Origin of the sequence: Acetobacter aceti, assembly GCF_002005445.1 — a bacterium.
In the GTDB taxonomy this organism is placed as follows: domain Bacteria; phylum Pseudomonadota; class Alphaproteobacteria; order Acetobacterales; family Acetobacteraceae; genus Acetobacter; species Acetobacter aceti_B.
In genome coordinates this window covers 2,915,365-2,929,919 of record NZ_CP014692.1, presented here as the reverse complement: position 1 = coordinate 2,929,919, position 14,555 = coordinate 2,915,365, and the positions used below count along the sequence as shown (strand labels likewise).

Sequence of the window (14,555 nt, the reverse complement as noted above, 5' to 3'; positions counted from 1 at the left end):
CGCATCCTCTTTCTTGCCTCTATGGGACTGAAGAGAACATCAGAGAGATCGGTCTCATCCCGGCAGTCTCGTTTCCTGAACAAGCAGGATGAACATTCTGCGGCCGTCAGAGACAGCCTAAAGGAGGCGTCCCTGATGGCCAGATAAAAGCGTTTTCCAGTCTTCAGAACCCGGTCATGAGGACCAGGATGAGGTTGAAATCTCTCACCATGCAGAATGTTTTCGGTGCTTCAGGGCACCAGAACAGTCGCAGTCGCCGTGCAGGCGATCCCTTCTTCGCGCCCTGTAAAACCGAGACGCTCGGATGTGGTCGCTTTCACCGAAATCCGGCCCACATCCACCTGAAGCAGCGAGGCCAGACGCTCGCGCATGGCCTGTGCGTGCGGGCCGATCTTTGGGCGCTCACAGATCAGCGTCAGATCGGCATTGACCAGCATGCCGCCCTTCCTGCGGATCAGTTCACCTGCATGAACGAGGAAGCGGGCGCTGTCCGCGTCCTTCCATTCGTTCTGGCTGGGCGGGAAGTGACGACCGATATCGCCCTCCGCCAGCGCGCCGTAGATGGCGTCGCAGAGCGCATGGATGCCGACATCGGCGTCCGAATGACCGGCGAGGCCGCGATCATGCGGGATAGTGATGCCGCACATGATAAGCGGACGGCCTGCCTCGAAGGCGTGAACATCGTAGCCGAAACCGGTACGGGGAAGCAGTGTCGGGCCAATCAGGCGTTCGAGGCGCACCAGATCCTCCTCATAGGTCAGCTTGATATTGTCTTCGGAACCGGGCGTGAGCGCCACGCTGAAACCGGCGGATTCGAGCAGCAGGGCGTCGTCCGTGGCAGAGGAAACGCCTGATTTTTCAGCGGCGCGATGCAGGTCGAGCAGGATCGTAAAACGGAAGCCCTGCGGCGTCTGGGCACGGAACAGATCCTTGCGGGGCACCGTGTCCGTGATGACGCCCCCTTCGCCGCGCTTGAGCGTATCGGCGACCGGTACAGCCGGAATGGCGCCCGGATGGTCCTCCAGTCCCTTGAGCACGCCTTCGATCACGGAGGCGGTCACATAGGGTCGTGCGCCGTCATGCACCAGCACGACATCCGGACGCTCGGCTTCCGGGAGAGCGGCCAGCGCCTCAAGCCCGGCGCGGACACTGTCCTGACGCTCCCTGCCACCGGCGACCGGCGGCAGGGTCAACATGCCGTCCAGTGCTTCGGTCAGCGACGCGGGATCACCCACGGGCTGGATCAGCGCGACATGAGGGGCCAGCGCCTCGGCGGCGTGGCGAATGACAGGACGACCGGCAAGCGAGATGAACTGCTTGGCGGTGGTGGAGCCGGTTGCGGCGGCGTAACGGCTGCCGGTCCCGGCCGCGAGAAGAATGGCGGCGACACGCATGATGGGGCAGGAATGGGCGGAGGAGCGGCGCACGTCAAGCCGGTTCGGATCGTTCGGGCCAACTTCGCCCGCTGAGTCCCTGTTCAGGGACGAGGGCGGGGCAGAGTGGCGGCTTCTTCATTCCGAAGATCAACCACCCCATTTACGCTGAAAGGGTGACGTCTGACCTGATAGCGGCCACCTCCTTCCACGGACTTCAGGAAGGTCAGATCATGGCGTTGTCCCGCGGCTGCGGCCGCGTTTGCGGGGAGGTCGACCCAGACCGTCGCGGGGAAGGGGAAAGGCCGGAAGCACCATTCATTCCCGACATCAGGTTCCAAAAGACGCCCCCGTTCGATGGCGTGGCGGACCAGAATATCCCTGTTATGTTCGCGTGTCGTGACAATCACATGGTCTGTTCCCGTGCCGGGAAAATGACCGCCGCCGGAAGCGCGGTAGTTGTTGGTCATGACAGCGAACATCTGGTCATCCGCGATGCGCTGCCCACCGAGACGCAGATCGTGGATGCGTCGGGTGGACGAATCGATAAGGCGTCCCTGTTCGCAATAACGACGACGCGATCCCACGTCGATCGTATAGGTAAGCGCACCGCTCACGGTGTCTCCCATGATCACATCGAACGTATAAACCGGGGGCGTCAGATCCAGCAGCGGCTGGGCGTTTTCTTCTCCCGACACGATATGATTGAAGACGACCGCGGCGCGTTCCAGCCACTCCCTCAGTTCAGCGCCGCTGCACCGCACGACGCTCAGCGTGTTGGCGAAAGGGTAAATACTCACCAGATCGCGTAAGGTCAGTTTGCCCGGAGCAATATTCACGAAGGCGTCCGTGGCCATGGCCCCCGCATGGAACGGGGCTGCGGCGGACAGGAGAGGCAGGTTTTCCCACTCCGTTCCGGCCAGCAGGTGGTGTCCGAACGCCAGTTGCGCCGCGTTCACCAGCTTCAGACACGGGTCTGGCCCCAGAAAAGTGAACCAGCTGTTCAACGGGGTGGATGTCCAGCCGACAGGCTCCTCCATCCAGGCCATGGTCGCCTCATGTTCCGGCTGCACCTCCCTGATGATGGCGGGGTCTTCCTGAACGAGCGCATGGGTGAGCCCTTCTTCCCGGCGACAGACGGGGCGGGCTTCGACATGGAAATCCTCACAGAGCCAGCCTTTTTCCGTCTGCCGGAGCATCAGGTCGATCACCCCCAGATGGCTGCCCCAGAATCCTGGCATGACAGCGGGTGTGCCATGCAGGGTGCCCGCTACAGCGTCCACATGAGGAAGATTCTCGTGATCGGACCCCGGAAAGACATGATGGGTATGGCCCAGCAGCAGCGCGTCTATTCCCTCGATTTCCGCGAGGTAGAGCGCCGCGTTCTCATCGCCGCCCTGCCGTTGCTCCGTGGAAATGCCGCAGTGGCAAAGCGCCACGATGACATCACAGCGTGCCCGCAGGTCGGGAACGATCGTCCGGGCGGCCTCCACCATATCCGCCACCCTGATCTGCCCATGCAGATGGACGGCGTCCCACACCATGATCTGGGGCGGGATGAAACCGACCACTCCGATGCGCAGACGGCATGTCTGGCCGTGATCATCGATGACGTCGCGTTCAAGCACCACGGAGGAAGGCAGAAGCGGCGTGTTGTCGCACAGAGTGATATTGCTGCAGACAAGCGGAAAGGCGGCGTCTTTCATCAGACGCTTCAGGAAAGGCAGTCCGTAATTGAATTCGTGGTTGCCGATCGTCGCGGCGTCGTATCCGAGCAGGTTCAGGGCCCGCATCATGGGATGCGCCTCTTCACCGCCCAGGCCTCCCGCCATGAAATCCCCGACGGGAGATCCCTGACAGGTGTCGCCGTTATCGAACAGCAGGCAGTTTGGCGCTTCTTCGCGCGCCGTCCGGATCAGAGTGGCGATATGGGCCAGGCCGACACCGTGATCCTTTTCAGCCTGATAATAATTCCATCCACGCAGAAACATATGGAGATCCGATGTCTCCAGCAGACGTAACCGGACGGTCCTGTGGGCGCCCGTTACTGCCTTTGTCGCGGCTCCGGGATCGGGGCAGGGCCGCACCATGAACGCATCCTTCTACAGGTCACTTTGCAACATTCTGTATCGTCAAATCTGAAAAGAAAGTCTGAACGTCAGACTTCCCCTTCCAGAAGAATGCGGGACACATCGCCTGCCCACGGCCCGTTATAGCGCTCGAGCCATCGCTCGGCCTGCGTCGGGGCGCCGGCGGCCAGCGCCTGCAGGGGCGCAAGCAGAACCGTTTCATCCTGCCCGGCTTCATTGCGCAGCGCACGGGCGCGCAGCCCCTGATCAGCGATCTCCACCATGCGCGCTGCGACGTCGCGCACTGTCCCCGTGCCGAAGGGTGTGTTGAGCGCGCGGGCGGGAACGTCTCCACGCAGCACGCGATAGGTCTCCCAGTCATGCTCGCGCACTAGGCTTTCCGCTGCGGCAAGGGCTGCATCATCATAGAGCAGACCAACCCAGAGGGCAGACTGCGCCAGCATCATCGCGGCTGAGCCTGCGTCAGCGCCCCGCATTTCAAGGAACTGCTTGAGGCGAACATCCGGGAACAGGGTTGTCAGATGGTCCTCAAAATCACCGATGGTCGGTGTCAGACCTTCCAGCCCATCCTGCCTCTCACCGTTGAGCCAGGCCCGGAAGGAGCGCCCGGTCACGTCGATCAGCCTGCCGTCGCGCACGATGAAATACATCGGCACATCAAGAGCCCACTCGACATAACGTTCAAAACCGAAGCCTTCCTCGAAGCAGAAGGCCGGGATGCCCGAACGGGCATTGTCGGTGTCGGTCCAGACCTGCGCCCGGTTGGACAGCCAGCCGTTCGGCTTGCCTTCATAGAATGGCGAGTTGGCGAACAGGGCGGTCGCAACGGGCTGAAGCGCGAGCGAGACACGCATCTTGCGCACCATGTCCGCCTCGGAAGAGAAATCGAGATTGACCTGCACGGTGCAGGTCCGCTGCATCATGTCGAGCCCCATCGCGCCGACCCTGGGCATGTAGGACCGCATGATCGCGTAGCGGCTCTTCGGCATCCACGGCAGCGCCGCACGTGTGGCGAAAGGGTGGAAGCCGAGTGGCGCAAACCCGAGTCCAAGGGCGCGTGCAGGTGCGCGGATCGTCTCGAAATGACGCTCCAGCTCCGTCCGTGTTTCGTGCAGGCTGGCCAGCGGCGTGCCTGACAGTTCGAACTGCCCGGCGGGTTCAAGAGAGATCGCGCCGCCCTTGTTGATCCCGGTGCCCTTCAGGCCGATCACTGCGGGGCCATCCGTGATGGGGAGCCAGTCGCCCTGCTGCTCCACGCCCTTCAGGAGAGCGCCGATCCCCTGATGCTCGTAGTCAGGGGACGAAAAAGCAGGCCGGTCGGCCGTTGCGGCTTCAGGGCGGACAAAGCCGAATTTTTCATGCTCCGTGCCGATCCGCCAGAGGTCACGTGGCTTGTTCCCTGCGGCCAGTACATCCACGAGGTCGCGTGTGGATGTGATGGAACGGGTGTCCTGATCGGCAGGATTCGACATCGGGCTTCTGTGCTTCCACTCAGGGGCGACCGGGGAGACTATCCGGCCTCAGATATTTCGGAGCTGGGAATCGAACAAGGAAAGCGCGGCGACGACGGCAGTCTCGGCGCGCAGAACTCTGTTTCCCAATGTGATTGGCGTAACAAAGGGGCGCGTCAGCGTGACGTCAAGTTCCGCCCGGCCGAAACCTCCTTCCGGCCCTGTCAGAATCCCGTCGCCTGTGGTCGCTCCGGCGAACGGGTTTGTCGAGGCTTCCTGTCCGGTTTTCTGCGTCCTTACATGGTTTTCCAGTCGTTCCAGGGCAATAAAGAGACGATTTTCAGCAGACCATTCGCCGAGAAAATCAGCGAGGCGCACCGGTGTGGAAATTTGCGGAATCGTCATGCGTTCGCACTGTTCGGCCGCCTCGATGGCGATCGATTCGAGACGCCCCTCATTGACCCTCTGGCCAACTGTCCGTTCCGTAATCACTGGCCTGAAACAAGATACGCCAAGCTCTGTTCCCATCCGGATGACGAGGTCCGTCGCATCACGCTTTAAAAGTGCAAAAGCGAGAGTGCAGCCATATTCATCGGTGGGGGGACGCAACGCCTCAATGATCGTGAAAGCGCCCTTATCCTTTCTGATGGACGCGATACGGGCCAGCCACTCTCCATCACGGGCGTTGAAGACCCTGACTGTGTCTCCCTCCGCCCGGCGCAGAACCGTCCCGAGATGCCGCGCCTGTTCAGGGCGCATGGGAATGACGCTATCACCAGTCAGCGGGGCATCCGCAGGGAGATACAGGCGGGGCAGGGTGTGATGGGCTGACATGTCGGGCGCTTTCTCGCAGGTTTGGAGCAACGTGGGGCCAGGCCTGCGTCGGAATGCCCGGACGCCATTGACCCCGACGGGCCTGCCCCGCATCAATCGGCGCGGTTTCGACGGGATTCGCCTGTCGGTCAAGCCCGAAGCGTCCGAAGTGCGTCCGCATGCCGGGTGGCAAGGCTCGGGTTCAGTGTTGTTTCAGAGAGGCCGGACTCATCTCCGCCCCAGATCCTGGGTGAAGAGCCCGGTGACAGAGCCAGTAAAAGAGGGATTGCAGTGTCAGATACAGCCACTCCGCACACGGACATTCGCAGCACTGGCTGGATTTCCCGCCTTCCCGCGCCCTTGCGCCCTTATGCGCTTCTGGCCCGATTGGATCGGCCGATCGGTACCTGGCTTCTTTTCCTTCCGGGCGCATGGGGCATTCTGCTGCCGGACGCTGGTGGAACAACTCCGCCGCTTGAGCGTGTGCGCCTGCTGGCGCTGTTCGGGATCGGCAGTCTTGTGATGCGGTCCGCCGGATGTGTCGTGAATGACATGTGGGACCGGGATATCGATCGTCAGGTCACACGCACTGCGGGACGGCCGCTGGCGTCAGGCGCCCTGAGAATGCGTCACGCGGCGCTGTTTCTGCTGCTTCTGCTGCTGATAGGGCTGAGCATCCTGCTCCAGCTCAATCCGCTTGCGCAGATGTTGGGCGCTTCCTCTCTTATACTGGTGGCGCTGTATCCATTGGCGAAGCGGTTCACATGGTGGCCGCAGCTTGTCATGGGCTTCACGTTCGGCTTTGGCGCGCCCATGGGCTACGCCGCGGTGGCGGACCGTTGCGACACGACACAGCTCCTGCTGTACACGGCGACCATCCTGTGGCAGCTCGGTTTCGACACGATCTACGGCTTTCAGGACATGGATGACGATGCCCGGATCGGCGTGAAATCGACGTCGCTGCTTTGGCAAGGACGCGCGAAAGCGTTTATCGGTGTCTGTTACGCTGCGGCCAGCCTCGCCTTTCTGGGAGCGGGTTTCCTCGCGCACACCGGCGCCGGCTTCTATTTTGTCGCTCTTTTCTGCATCGTCCTGCTGCTGAGACAGGCCGCAACCGTCAATCCTCGGGATCCACGTCTCTGTCTTGCCCAGTTCCGCGCCAACAGGGACATCGGATTTGGATTCGCGCTCGCCTGTCTGGCGGGTCTCGTGGGGTGAGACATACAAAACGGCATTTTCAAGGAATGAAACCAGCCTGTTCCTCTCCAGACAGGCTTCATAATGCGATACAATAAGAATGACGAAGCCGTTCTTTTTGTGCCTTTTTCCATGCAACTTTTCTGCAAAGTGTTTCATTGAAAATTCTTTTGTATTTAATCGATATATTTCAATGAGATAGGTTCCATAACCCTTTTCAGAACAGACAATTTATTGCGGACGTTGTCTTTTTTTTCTTGAATATTATTATTTTTGATATTTTTTATCATAAATAAAAACATATTATTCGATACAATGTATCTCTATAACACAACTAATATTCGATAATATGGATGTGTAAATTTAAAAACAAAAAATAAAATTAGATCACTTATTATCGCAACACCACGCTTCCCGTTAATTGATCGTTAAATATTGCCTTCGTTTTTCAGTTGGTATCGCAATAATGGAGATGTTCACTCGATCACAAAAGAAAGAGAGTATTTAATGCCTCGCGCACTGATATGGTCCTCGGAACAGGATGAAAAACTTTCATTTCTTCTTAACAAGAAAAAGATGACACTTAGAGGCGCTGCTAAGGAACTTGGAGTTAGTAGAAGTTTTATTCACAGAAGATCTCAGAGAATGCAAAATGAGATCCATTTTCGTGCCTGCAGTACTGTTCGTGAGCAGGCGGGGCTCGAGCCGCTGGCTGCGGGGCATCCCATCAGCTGGTTAGCCATTCAGACGCCCCGTCAGGCCCGCCTGTATAACAACCACAACAATAACGAAGATCTCACTCAGCTCGCAGACGCCGCCTGAGATCTGATCAACACAAACCCGTTTCGAAAAATGAAACGGATGGGCTTATCCAGAACAGATCGATAGCGTGAACAGCAGCCACTCTCAGGATAATATCCTCTGGCAAAACGGATGTCATGGAAACATGGCATCCGCGATGGTATTTTGGCATATGTCTGCGCTAACGCCCTGACCCGTTTGCGGCAGGCTGTCCGGACCGGTCGTGGTCCGTTCCACGACTACGTTCAGCGGACTCCTTCGGATACCTATCATGCCTTCATCGACTCCCGCTTCTTCTCAGACATCTGACGCTCAGAAAAATCCGGAAAACAGCGGTTTTTCTTCCCTGAATCTGAATGCCACCCTGCATGCCCGTCTCAGAAAGGCCGGTCTGAAGGCCCCCACTCCCATTCAGAAAGCGGCCATCCCCGCTCTGCTTTCGGGAAGCGATGCGGAAATCCTCGCGCCGACAGGAACCGGCAAGACGGCCTGTTACCTGCTGCCGCTGTTTGATGTCCTGCTCCGCAAGAAAAAAAATACCGGACTGATCATTGTGCCGACCCGCGAACTGGCGCGACAGGTCACCGAAATGGGCGCCCTGCTCGCCCCGCGTCCGGATCTTGCGCCATTTGCGGTTTATGGCGGCACAAAAGATGATCCGGACAGGGAATATGATGCGCCGCCGGAAACGGCTCGCCTGGTCGTGGCGACGCCCGGCCGCCTGCTGGATATGCTCCGCACGGAACGCGTTGAGTCCGCTTCATGCCGTTTCCTTGTCCTCGACGAGGGGGACCGCCTGATGGCCGGAGAGTTCCGTGAAGAAATGCAGGGCATTCTGGCGCTTCTGCCGCGTGACCGGCAAACGGTTCTTGTGTCAGCCACCGGCTCGCAGGAGACGATGACCGCAGCGCAGCAGTTTCTCTACAAGCCGGTGCGGATCGAACCGGCGCAAGACGAAAAACCCAGCATCCGGCAGGCTGTGGTCTTTGTGGATAAACCAGCCAAGCCGACCGCTGTGGAAGCCCTTCTCCGGCGTCACCCCGACCGCAGCGCCATTGTGTTTGCATCCACGCGCGATGAAGCCGACCTTCTGACAAGGCATCTGCGTAAACAGGGTCTGAAAGTCGTAGGTCTGCATGGCGGCCTCACGCAGCCCGCAAGAAACGCTTCCATCGACGCTTTCTCCACCGGCAGGGCCACAACCCTTGTCGCGACCGACATCGCCGCACGTGGTCTGGACATTGAGCAGGTGGGGCAGGTCATCAACATGTCACCGCCCGAACAGCCCGACACTTATCTGCATCGGGTTGGCCGCACCGGGCGGGCGGGACGTATGGGATGGGCCATGACCCTCTGCGCGGCGGAGGAACGCAAGGCCATGCGTAAAGTCGAGAGCACGCTCGGCCTCAAGCTGGTAGCGCTTCCTGTGCCTGTTCTTGCAAAGGACAGGCCAGCACAGGACGCTCCGGTTCGCGCTCGCAGGCAGCGCTGAACGCCTTATGCCACCCGGTCCGCCTCTTATGCAGAGTATGTTTTTCGGAACTGCGCTCATGATCTCGCGCGGGGATGCTTTCGTAATCCGTTTCCTGCCCTGGAGTTGAGGCTGCGGTCCTTTCCGGATGCCGACAAGAGCCGACATTGGTCTTTACAGCAGGCAATTCCATCAGAGACCGGGTGTTCCGTGTTGAACGGAAGAGCCTGTTTCCAGAGCCTGTTCGTGAAACCTTCTGTAAATTATACGGAAGTTTCTGGTGAAGCTTTTTAAAAAAAAGCTTCTGAAGGCACCTCATTTTTGAAAAAAGGAGGCACCCAAAACTTTTATTGTTTTTATCGATGATTGTTCATGAAGTGCTTCTGGTTCCGGTCGAAGTGAGTGGGCTCTTGTGGTGGAAAACTTAAAATTACTCGTTTCTTATGGAGATTTTGTGCATCAAAGCGTTTGATGCAGTCTCCGGGAAGAGGCTGACATCACTCCGCTGACGATCCGGCGCTGCCTTCCGCCGGGCGATCAGTTCTCCACGTCATCCCAGCAGGGCATGAGACGAGCCGCTTCCTTCACACTGTCCGCAGAGACGTTCTCAAAGAACGGTACTTCCGCCAGCACTGCGGTATGGCCATGCTCTTCGATCGCCGCCCGATTGCCGGGATTGAGCGGTCCGTTCAGCACGACGCCAGCAATGCCAACGCCCCGCTGCCGTAAGGCTTCAAGAGTGAGCAGGGTGTGATTGAGTGTCCCCAGACCACTGCGCGCCACCACTACCACAGGAAGACCAAATTCCGCGATCTGGTCGATCAGAAGCTGGTCTTTCGCCACGGGCACATCCACTCCGCCAGCCCCTTCCACAACAAGAGGCCGCTCCGGCTGGATCATCGGCAGAACCAGACAGCTCAAGTCCACAGCTCGGCCTTCAGCTTCTGCCGCCGCCTGCGGAGACAGAGGCGCCAGAAAGGTATCAGCCGGAGGAAGGATCCGGTCTGTCGCCACACCCGCAAGCGCTGTCACAGTCGGCGTGTCACCCGCCTCATCCGCCAGACCCGTCTGAAGGGGTTTCCAGTACAGCGCATCCCACGCCTTTGTCAGGCAGGCGGAGATGAACGTCTTGCCCACTCCGGTATCGGTTCCCGTCACAAAAATCCCGGCCCGGGGCGCGCGGCGAAAAAGTCCGAAGGCGATATCCCATGTCAGCGCCGCCCCTTCGGCGTCGAAACGCCGCACGACTTTGCGCAAGGCCCCGGCATTCAGCGGCTGGCCGCCAGCAACCGGCGTCGTCGCGCCAATCCGTTTCAGTCCGCGCAGAAACGCCAGACCGCCTGCCGTCTGTTCGACGAATGTTTCAAATGACCATTGACCGGAAGGCGGATGCAGTATCGGGGTGCCTCCATTCCCCGGCCATCCTTTCTGAAAGGTCGAGCGCGTGGGGTAAACGCGGATGTTTGAAGGGACGTCCTCGTGCAGGTGAGCCCGCCGCCATTCCTCAAAAGAGTCGGCGGCAAGTGTCGAGACGGCCAGCAGACCACCGGGAGCGAGCAGACGATAGAGTGCGGACAGAGCCAGTTCCGGCGGGTCGATCCATTGCAGGGCCAGATTGCCGCAGATGAGATCGAATGATCCCTCCAGAGCAGGCGCCGCCGCATCCATGATGGCGAACGATACGTCATCTCCGCAACGGGCTCTGGCCCGTTCCAGCATTTCGGGAGCCAGATCCGTGGCGACCAGCTCCGCCTCCGGCCAACGCTCTTTCAGCAGCGCCGTAAACGCGCCGGTGCCGCAGCCAAATTCCAGAATGCGTCCGGGCGTCCGGCCATTGAGACTGCGAACGATCCTGTCGAGCAGACGGCGCGCGACCAGACGCTGCATGACCGCCGCTGAATCATACGTTCCAGCCGCACCGAAACGTGCCGCGATGGCCTTGCGTTGCGGCTCCGTCTGAGGGCGTTTATCGACCATCGGCAGAGAGTTCCTCACAAGCCTCAAGAATGAAAGCGGCACATCTGTCCGGATGGGTGAGCGGTAGAAGATGACCGCCGGTTTCCACCCACTGAATGCGTTCAGATGGAAAAGAAGCGTCCGTCATGGCTGGACCGACAATCGTATCATCCCGGCTGGCAAGGACGGAGTGCACGCGGGAACTCTGCGTCCGGGCGTCGCCATCCCGCAAAAGACGGAGACCGTCCATGAGGCGTGGACTCTCCGGAACGCCGCAGGAAAGACGTGTCTCTGCGGGAAGGCCGCAATTCTGCTGAAACTGATGCAGAACCAGCGCCGCATCCCGCCCGAGACCGCTCATCATACGCTCCAGAACACGCGGCATGACACCCGCCGGGAAACCGTCTGCCCGGCTGAAGCGGGTAAAGCCATTGATCCCCAGAAGGATGCTTCCTTCCGGCAGGCAGGCGCTGGTCAACAGCCAGAGCAGCCCCAGCGAGTGTCCGACAGCCAGCAGCGGCTGATCAGAAGGGAGCGCCGTCTCTGCCGGACCGAAGAAACCGAGATCAGGCGTCAGGGTCGACCGTCCCAGCAACTCCAGCACAGGTTTCCACATCGTGGGTGCGAAACCCCATCCATGCACAAGAACAATCTGCATCAGATCGTGTCGCACAGGTGAATGACCGCGTCGGCCAGATGCATCACATCCTCGTCCGTATGGGCAGCCGACAGGGTGATGCGCAGGCGGCTTTCTCCTTTCGGCACTGTCGGCGGGCGGATGGCGGCGACCAGCATCCCGTCCGCTTCCAGCTTCGCTGCGACAGCCAGCGCAGTCGCGGCCTCGCCCAGCATCACCGGCACAATCTGCGTGCTGGAGGCGCCTGTTTCCAGCCCTGCGTCGTGCAGGCGCTGTCGCAATACGGCCCCATGACGCGCAACACGTGCCCGTTCCGCCTCCAGATCCGGCAGGAGCTCCAGCGCCGCGTCCGCCGCGCCCAGCATGGCTGGTGGCAGGGCGGTGGAATAGATGAATCCTGAAGCGCTGTTGATCAGCCATTCACACAGGAGGCGTGAGCCTGCGATGTACGCGCCCATCCCGCCCAGCGCCTTGCTGAACGTGCCCATGACAAGGTGCACCCCATCAGGCGCTTCGCTCGCCAGACCCGCGCCATGAAGGCCGAGAACACCGGTCGCATGCGCCTCGTCGAGACAGAGAAAGGCGCCATACCGATCGGCCAGCGCGGCCAGTCCGGGGACATCGGCCCGATCGCCATCCATGCTGAAGACACTCTCGGTCAGGATCAGTTTCAGGCCCGGTTCATTGTCGCGGGCCTTGAGGAGTGTTCCGAGATGTTCGAGATCATTATGCCGGAACCGGATCTGCCTGACGCCCGCCGCGGCGCATCCCTGATGCAGGCTGGCGTGATTCAGCCTGTCCGCAAAAATCAGCGGTGCGGCTCCCATCTGCTCCGACGAGAGGCGGGCGAGGGACGGCACCAGCGAGGCATTGGCCTGCCAGCCCGAGGCGAACAGCAGGGCCGCCCCGGTTTTTTTGAGGCGGGCGACCCGCCCCTCGACCTGCTCGTGCAACAGGCGCGTGCCGGTCACCAGGCGGGACGCCCCGCTACCGGCGCCATATCCGAGCGCCCAGTCTGCGGCCCGTTCTTTCAGAAGAGGATGCTGTGACAGGCCGAGATAATCATTCGACGAGAAATCCAGCAGACACGACCCGTCCGGACGCTCGAAACGCGCCACACCCGTCGCTGTCAGCGGTCGGAGAATACGTCGTCGGTCCTGCGCCTGAAGCGCATCGACGGCCTGCCTGAAAAGAGGATCAAATCGTGTCATGCAGTGAAGTCTGGTGCCGGAGGGAGGGTGTGGGGTCAATCATGCAGTTGAGGCGGAAGACTCCGGAGATCTGTCTTTTCTGCCGTCAGCATTCCGGCAGGCGGTGACGACAGCATTGTGACCAAAGCCGGTTCAGAACGCGGTGCAGCCACGTTGCAGGCTGACGCCCACGGACTGCTGACTGAACCGGGCTCTGTAGGCCCGACGGACAGCCTCGATGCGTCCGGCAAGATCCGGCCTGTCCGGCGTGGCGATCCAGACCAGTCGGGAAGACTCCGAGCCGGTCTTTCCGGTCTGCCGGTCTCGCCAGAAACCCTGAGCGGGAAGGACGCTCAGACCATCGGGGAAACGGGGGGTGATCTCCTTTCCCAGAAAATCCTGCCATGCAGCGTCTGAAATCAGGCTGCCATCCGGGCGACTCAGGCCAAACATCAGGGTCACATGCAGGTCGGTCTGCGCCGCCAGTTGAGTGCAGAGACTGGCAGGGCCGCTCGGATGCGTCGACGAACAGCCGACCGCCGTCAGTCCCAGCAGCAGGGAAAGGATGGCGGATGGTCGGGGCGGTCGCGCTTTCAGTGGATGTCGCCCTGTAATCCCCGACGCAGCCTTCCCCCTTCCTCTGATTGCGGATCGATCAGGCCAATTCGCAGGAACAGGTCGATCAGGACCAGATTGACGTTGAACTTGAACTCGTCCGTGTCGCGCACAAGCCGGAATACCTCGCCGATCGGCAGAAGCAGGAACTCTTCGACCTCACCATCTGCGGGCATGGGCTGGAAGCTTTCCGCCAGAAAAAGATCGTAGCAGACCAGCCGGTCGCGCCGCAGTCCTTCCGGGCGTTCGAGCGCGTAATGCAGCAGCCCGACTTTTTTCGCGTCCCGCTGCACAAGATCGGGGGGAAGGCTGGCTTCTTCCTCGGCTTCCTTCAGGATCGCGGCGTCGGGCGTGAGGCCCGCAGGAACGCCGCCCGCGACGAGATGATCCAGTTTCCCCGGATCAAGGCGCTTGTCCCGGGCGCGGCGACCAATCCAGAGATGCAGCCCGTCTTCCTTACGGACCAGACCGTTCAGATGGACGCCGACCCCGATAAAGCCGAACAGTGGCAACGCGCCCCGGTCGATGCGCCCGAGTGGCGGCTGGCCGTCGTCACCCCACACATCGAACAATTCATTGTGCGTGCGATAGAGACCCCGGCGCGCAAGCTCTTCCCCGATCGATTCGAGTCGCGCCGGGTCACTGAGGGACAGGCCGCCTGAAGCGCTGTCTTCCGTCAGGCCCAGTTCCTTCAGGGCAGGGACGACGTCCGGGTCAACATACCCTGCCAGAGCGCCGTTGATCCGGAGAGGCAGACGCTGACCTGGCAGTGTCGCCGTGTTGCAGGCCCTGATGTGCCGCATGAAGCCGTCTGTGTGGGGCTCGGTCATGAGCCGTCTTCCGCATGCGGTCCGTGAAATGTTTCTTCGGAAACTGGGGTCATCGTGCTCTTCCGACGAATTCTGACCGGCATTGTCCGGCCCATCTCCCTCCTACGGGGCGATGTGGACCCTGACAACAT

Annotated in this window: 12 protein-coding genes; 3 read left to right on the top strand and 9 right to left on the bottom strand. The window is 60.4% G+C overall.

Annotated elements, in window-relative coordinates:
• Nucleotides 1-230: 230 nt before the first annotated feature.
• From ispF to A0U92_RS13310, 4 genes are all read right to left on the bottom strand, one after another.
• Nucleotides 231-1,394 (bottom strand): 2-C-methyl-D-erythritol 2,4-cyclodiphosphate synthase, encoded by a 1,164-nt coding sequence (gene ispF, locus A0U92_RS13325; protein WP_077814459.1) that lies wholly within the window; start codon nt 1,392-1,394, stop codon nt 231-233.
• 83 nt (nt 1,395-1,477) lie between these two features.
• Entirely contained in the window at nt 1,478-3,463 is a 1,986-nt protein-coding gene (locus A0U92_RS13320) for a bifunctional 2',3'-cyclic-nucleotide 2'-phosphodiesterase/3'-nucleotidase (RefSeq protein ID WP_077813625.1), read from the bottom strand.
• A gap of 68 nt (nt 3,464-3,531) precedes the next feature.
• A complete protein-coding gene (locus tag A0U92_RS13315) occupies nt 3,532-4,935 on the bottom strand; it encodes a glutamate--cysteine ligase (RefSeq protein WP_077813624.1) in 1,404 nt (467 codons plus the stop codon).
• Nucleotides 4,936-4,983: 48 nt separating this feature from the next.
• Nucleotides 4,984-5,748 (bottom strand): 16S rRNA (uracil(1498)-N(3))-methyltransferase, encoded by a 765-nt coding sequence (locus A0U92_RS13310; protein ID WP_077813623.1) that lies wholly within the window; start codon nt 5,746-5,748, stop codon nt 4,984-4,986.
• A gap of 270 nt (nt 5,749-6,018) precedes the next feature.
• On the opposite strand from A0U92_RS13310, the gene ubiA reads away from it, so the two are divergent.
• The 3 genes from ubiA (at nt 6,019) to A0U92_RS13300 (ending at nt 9,217) form a co-directional block, all read left to right on the top strand.
• Nucleotides 6,019-6,945, top strand: a complete 927-nt coding sequence (gene ubiA / locus A0U92_RS13305) for a 4-hydroxybenzoate octaprenyltransferase (RefSeq protein WP_077813622.1) — start codon at nt 6,019-6,021, stop codon at nt 6,943-6,945.
• Between the two features lie 486 nt (nt 6,946-7,431).
• A complete protein-coding gene (locus A0U92_RS17420) occupies nt 7,432-7,746 on the top strand; it encodes a hypothetical protein (protein ID WP_149026476.1) in 315 nt (104 codons plus the stop codon).
• A gap of 250 nt (nt 7,747-7,996) precedes the next feature.
• A complete protein-coding gene (locus tag A0U92_RS13300; RefSeq protein ID WP_077813621.1) occupies nt 7,997-9,217 on the top strand; it encodes a DEAD/DEAH box helicase in 1,221 nt (406 codons plus the stop codon).
• Between the two features lie 516 nt (nt 9,218-9,733).
• Here the strand turns inward: A0U92_RS13300 and bioD are convergent.
• The 5 genes from bioD to A0U92_RS13275 all read right to left on the bottom strand — a co-directional run bounded on the left by bioD (nt 9,734) and on the right by A0U92_RS13275 (nt 14,424).
• On the bottom strand, nt 9,734-11,173 hold the full coding sequence (bioD, locus tag A0U92_RS13295) for a dethiobiotin synthase (RefSeq protein ID WP_077813620.1): 1,440 nt from the start codon (nt 11,171-11,173) through the stop codon (nt 9,734-9,736).
• The gene (locus tag A0U92_RS13290; RefSeq protein WP_236748146.1) at nt 11,163-11,825 is read right to left on the bottom strand and encodes an alpha/beta fold hydrolase; all 663 of its coding nucleotides are present in this window, start codon (nt 11,823-11,825) and stop codon (nt 11,163-11,165) included. Before A0U92_RS13290 ends, bioD begins: the two co-directional genes overlap by 11 nt.
• Nucleotides 11,810-13,000, bottom strand: a complete 1,191-nt coding sequence (locus A0U92_RS13285) for an aminotransferase class I/II-fold pyridoxal phosphate-dependent enzyme (RefSeq protein ID WP_077813618.1) — start codon at nt 12,998-13,000, stop codon at nt 11,810-11,812. The genes A0U92_RS13290 and A0U92_RS13285 overlap by 16 nt, the downstream gene beginning before the upstream one ends.
• 132 nt (nt 13,001-13,132) lie before the next feature.
• Nucleotides 13,133-13,432, bottom strand: coding sequence for a DUF3574 domain-containing protein (locus tag A0U92_RS13280; RefSeq protein WP_236748145.1), 300 nt, complete (start codon nt 13,430-13,432; stop codon nt 13,133-13,135).
• A 140-nt stretch (nt 13,433-13,572) separates the two neighbouring features.
• Nucleotides 13,573-14,424, bottom strand: coding sequence for an NUDIX hydrolase (locus A0U92_RS13275; RefSeq protein WP_077813616.1), 852 nt, complete (start codon nt 14,422-14,424; stop codon nt 13,573-13,575).
• Between the last annotated feature and the right edge of the window lie 131 nt (nt 14,425-14,555).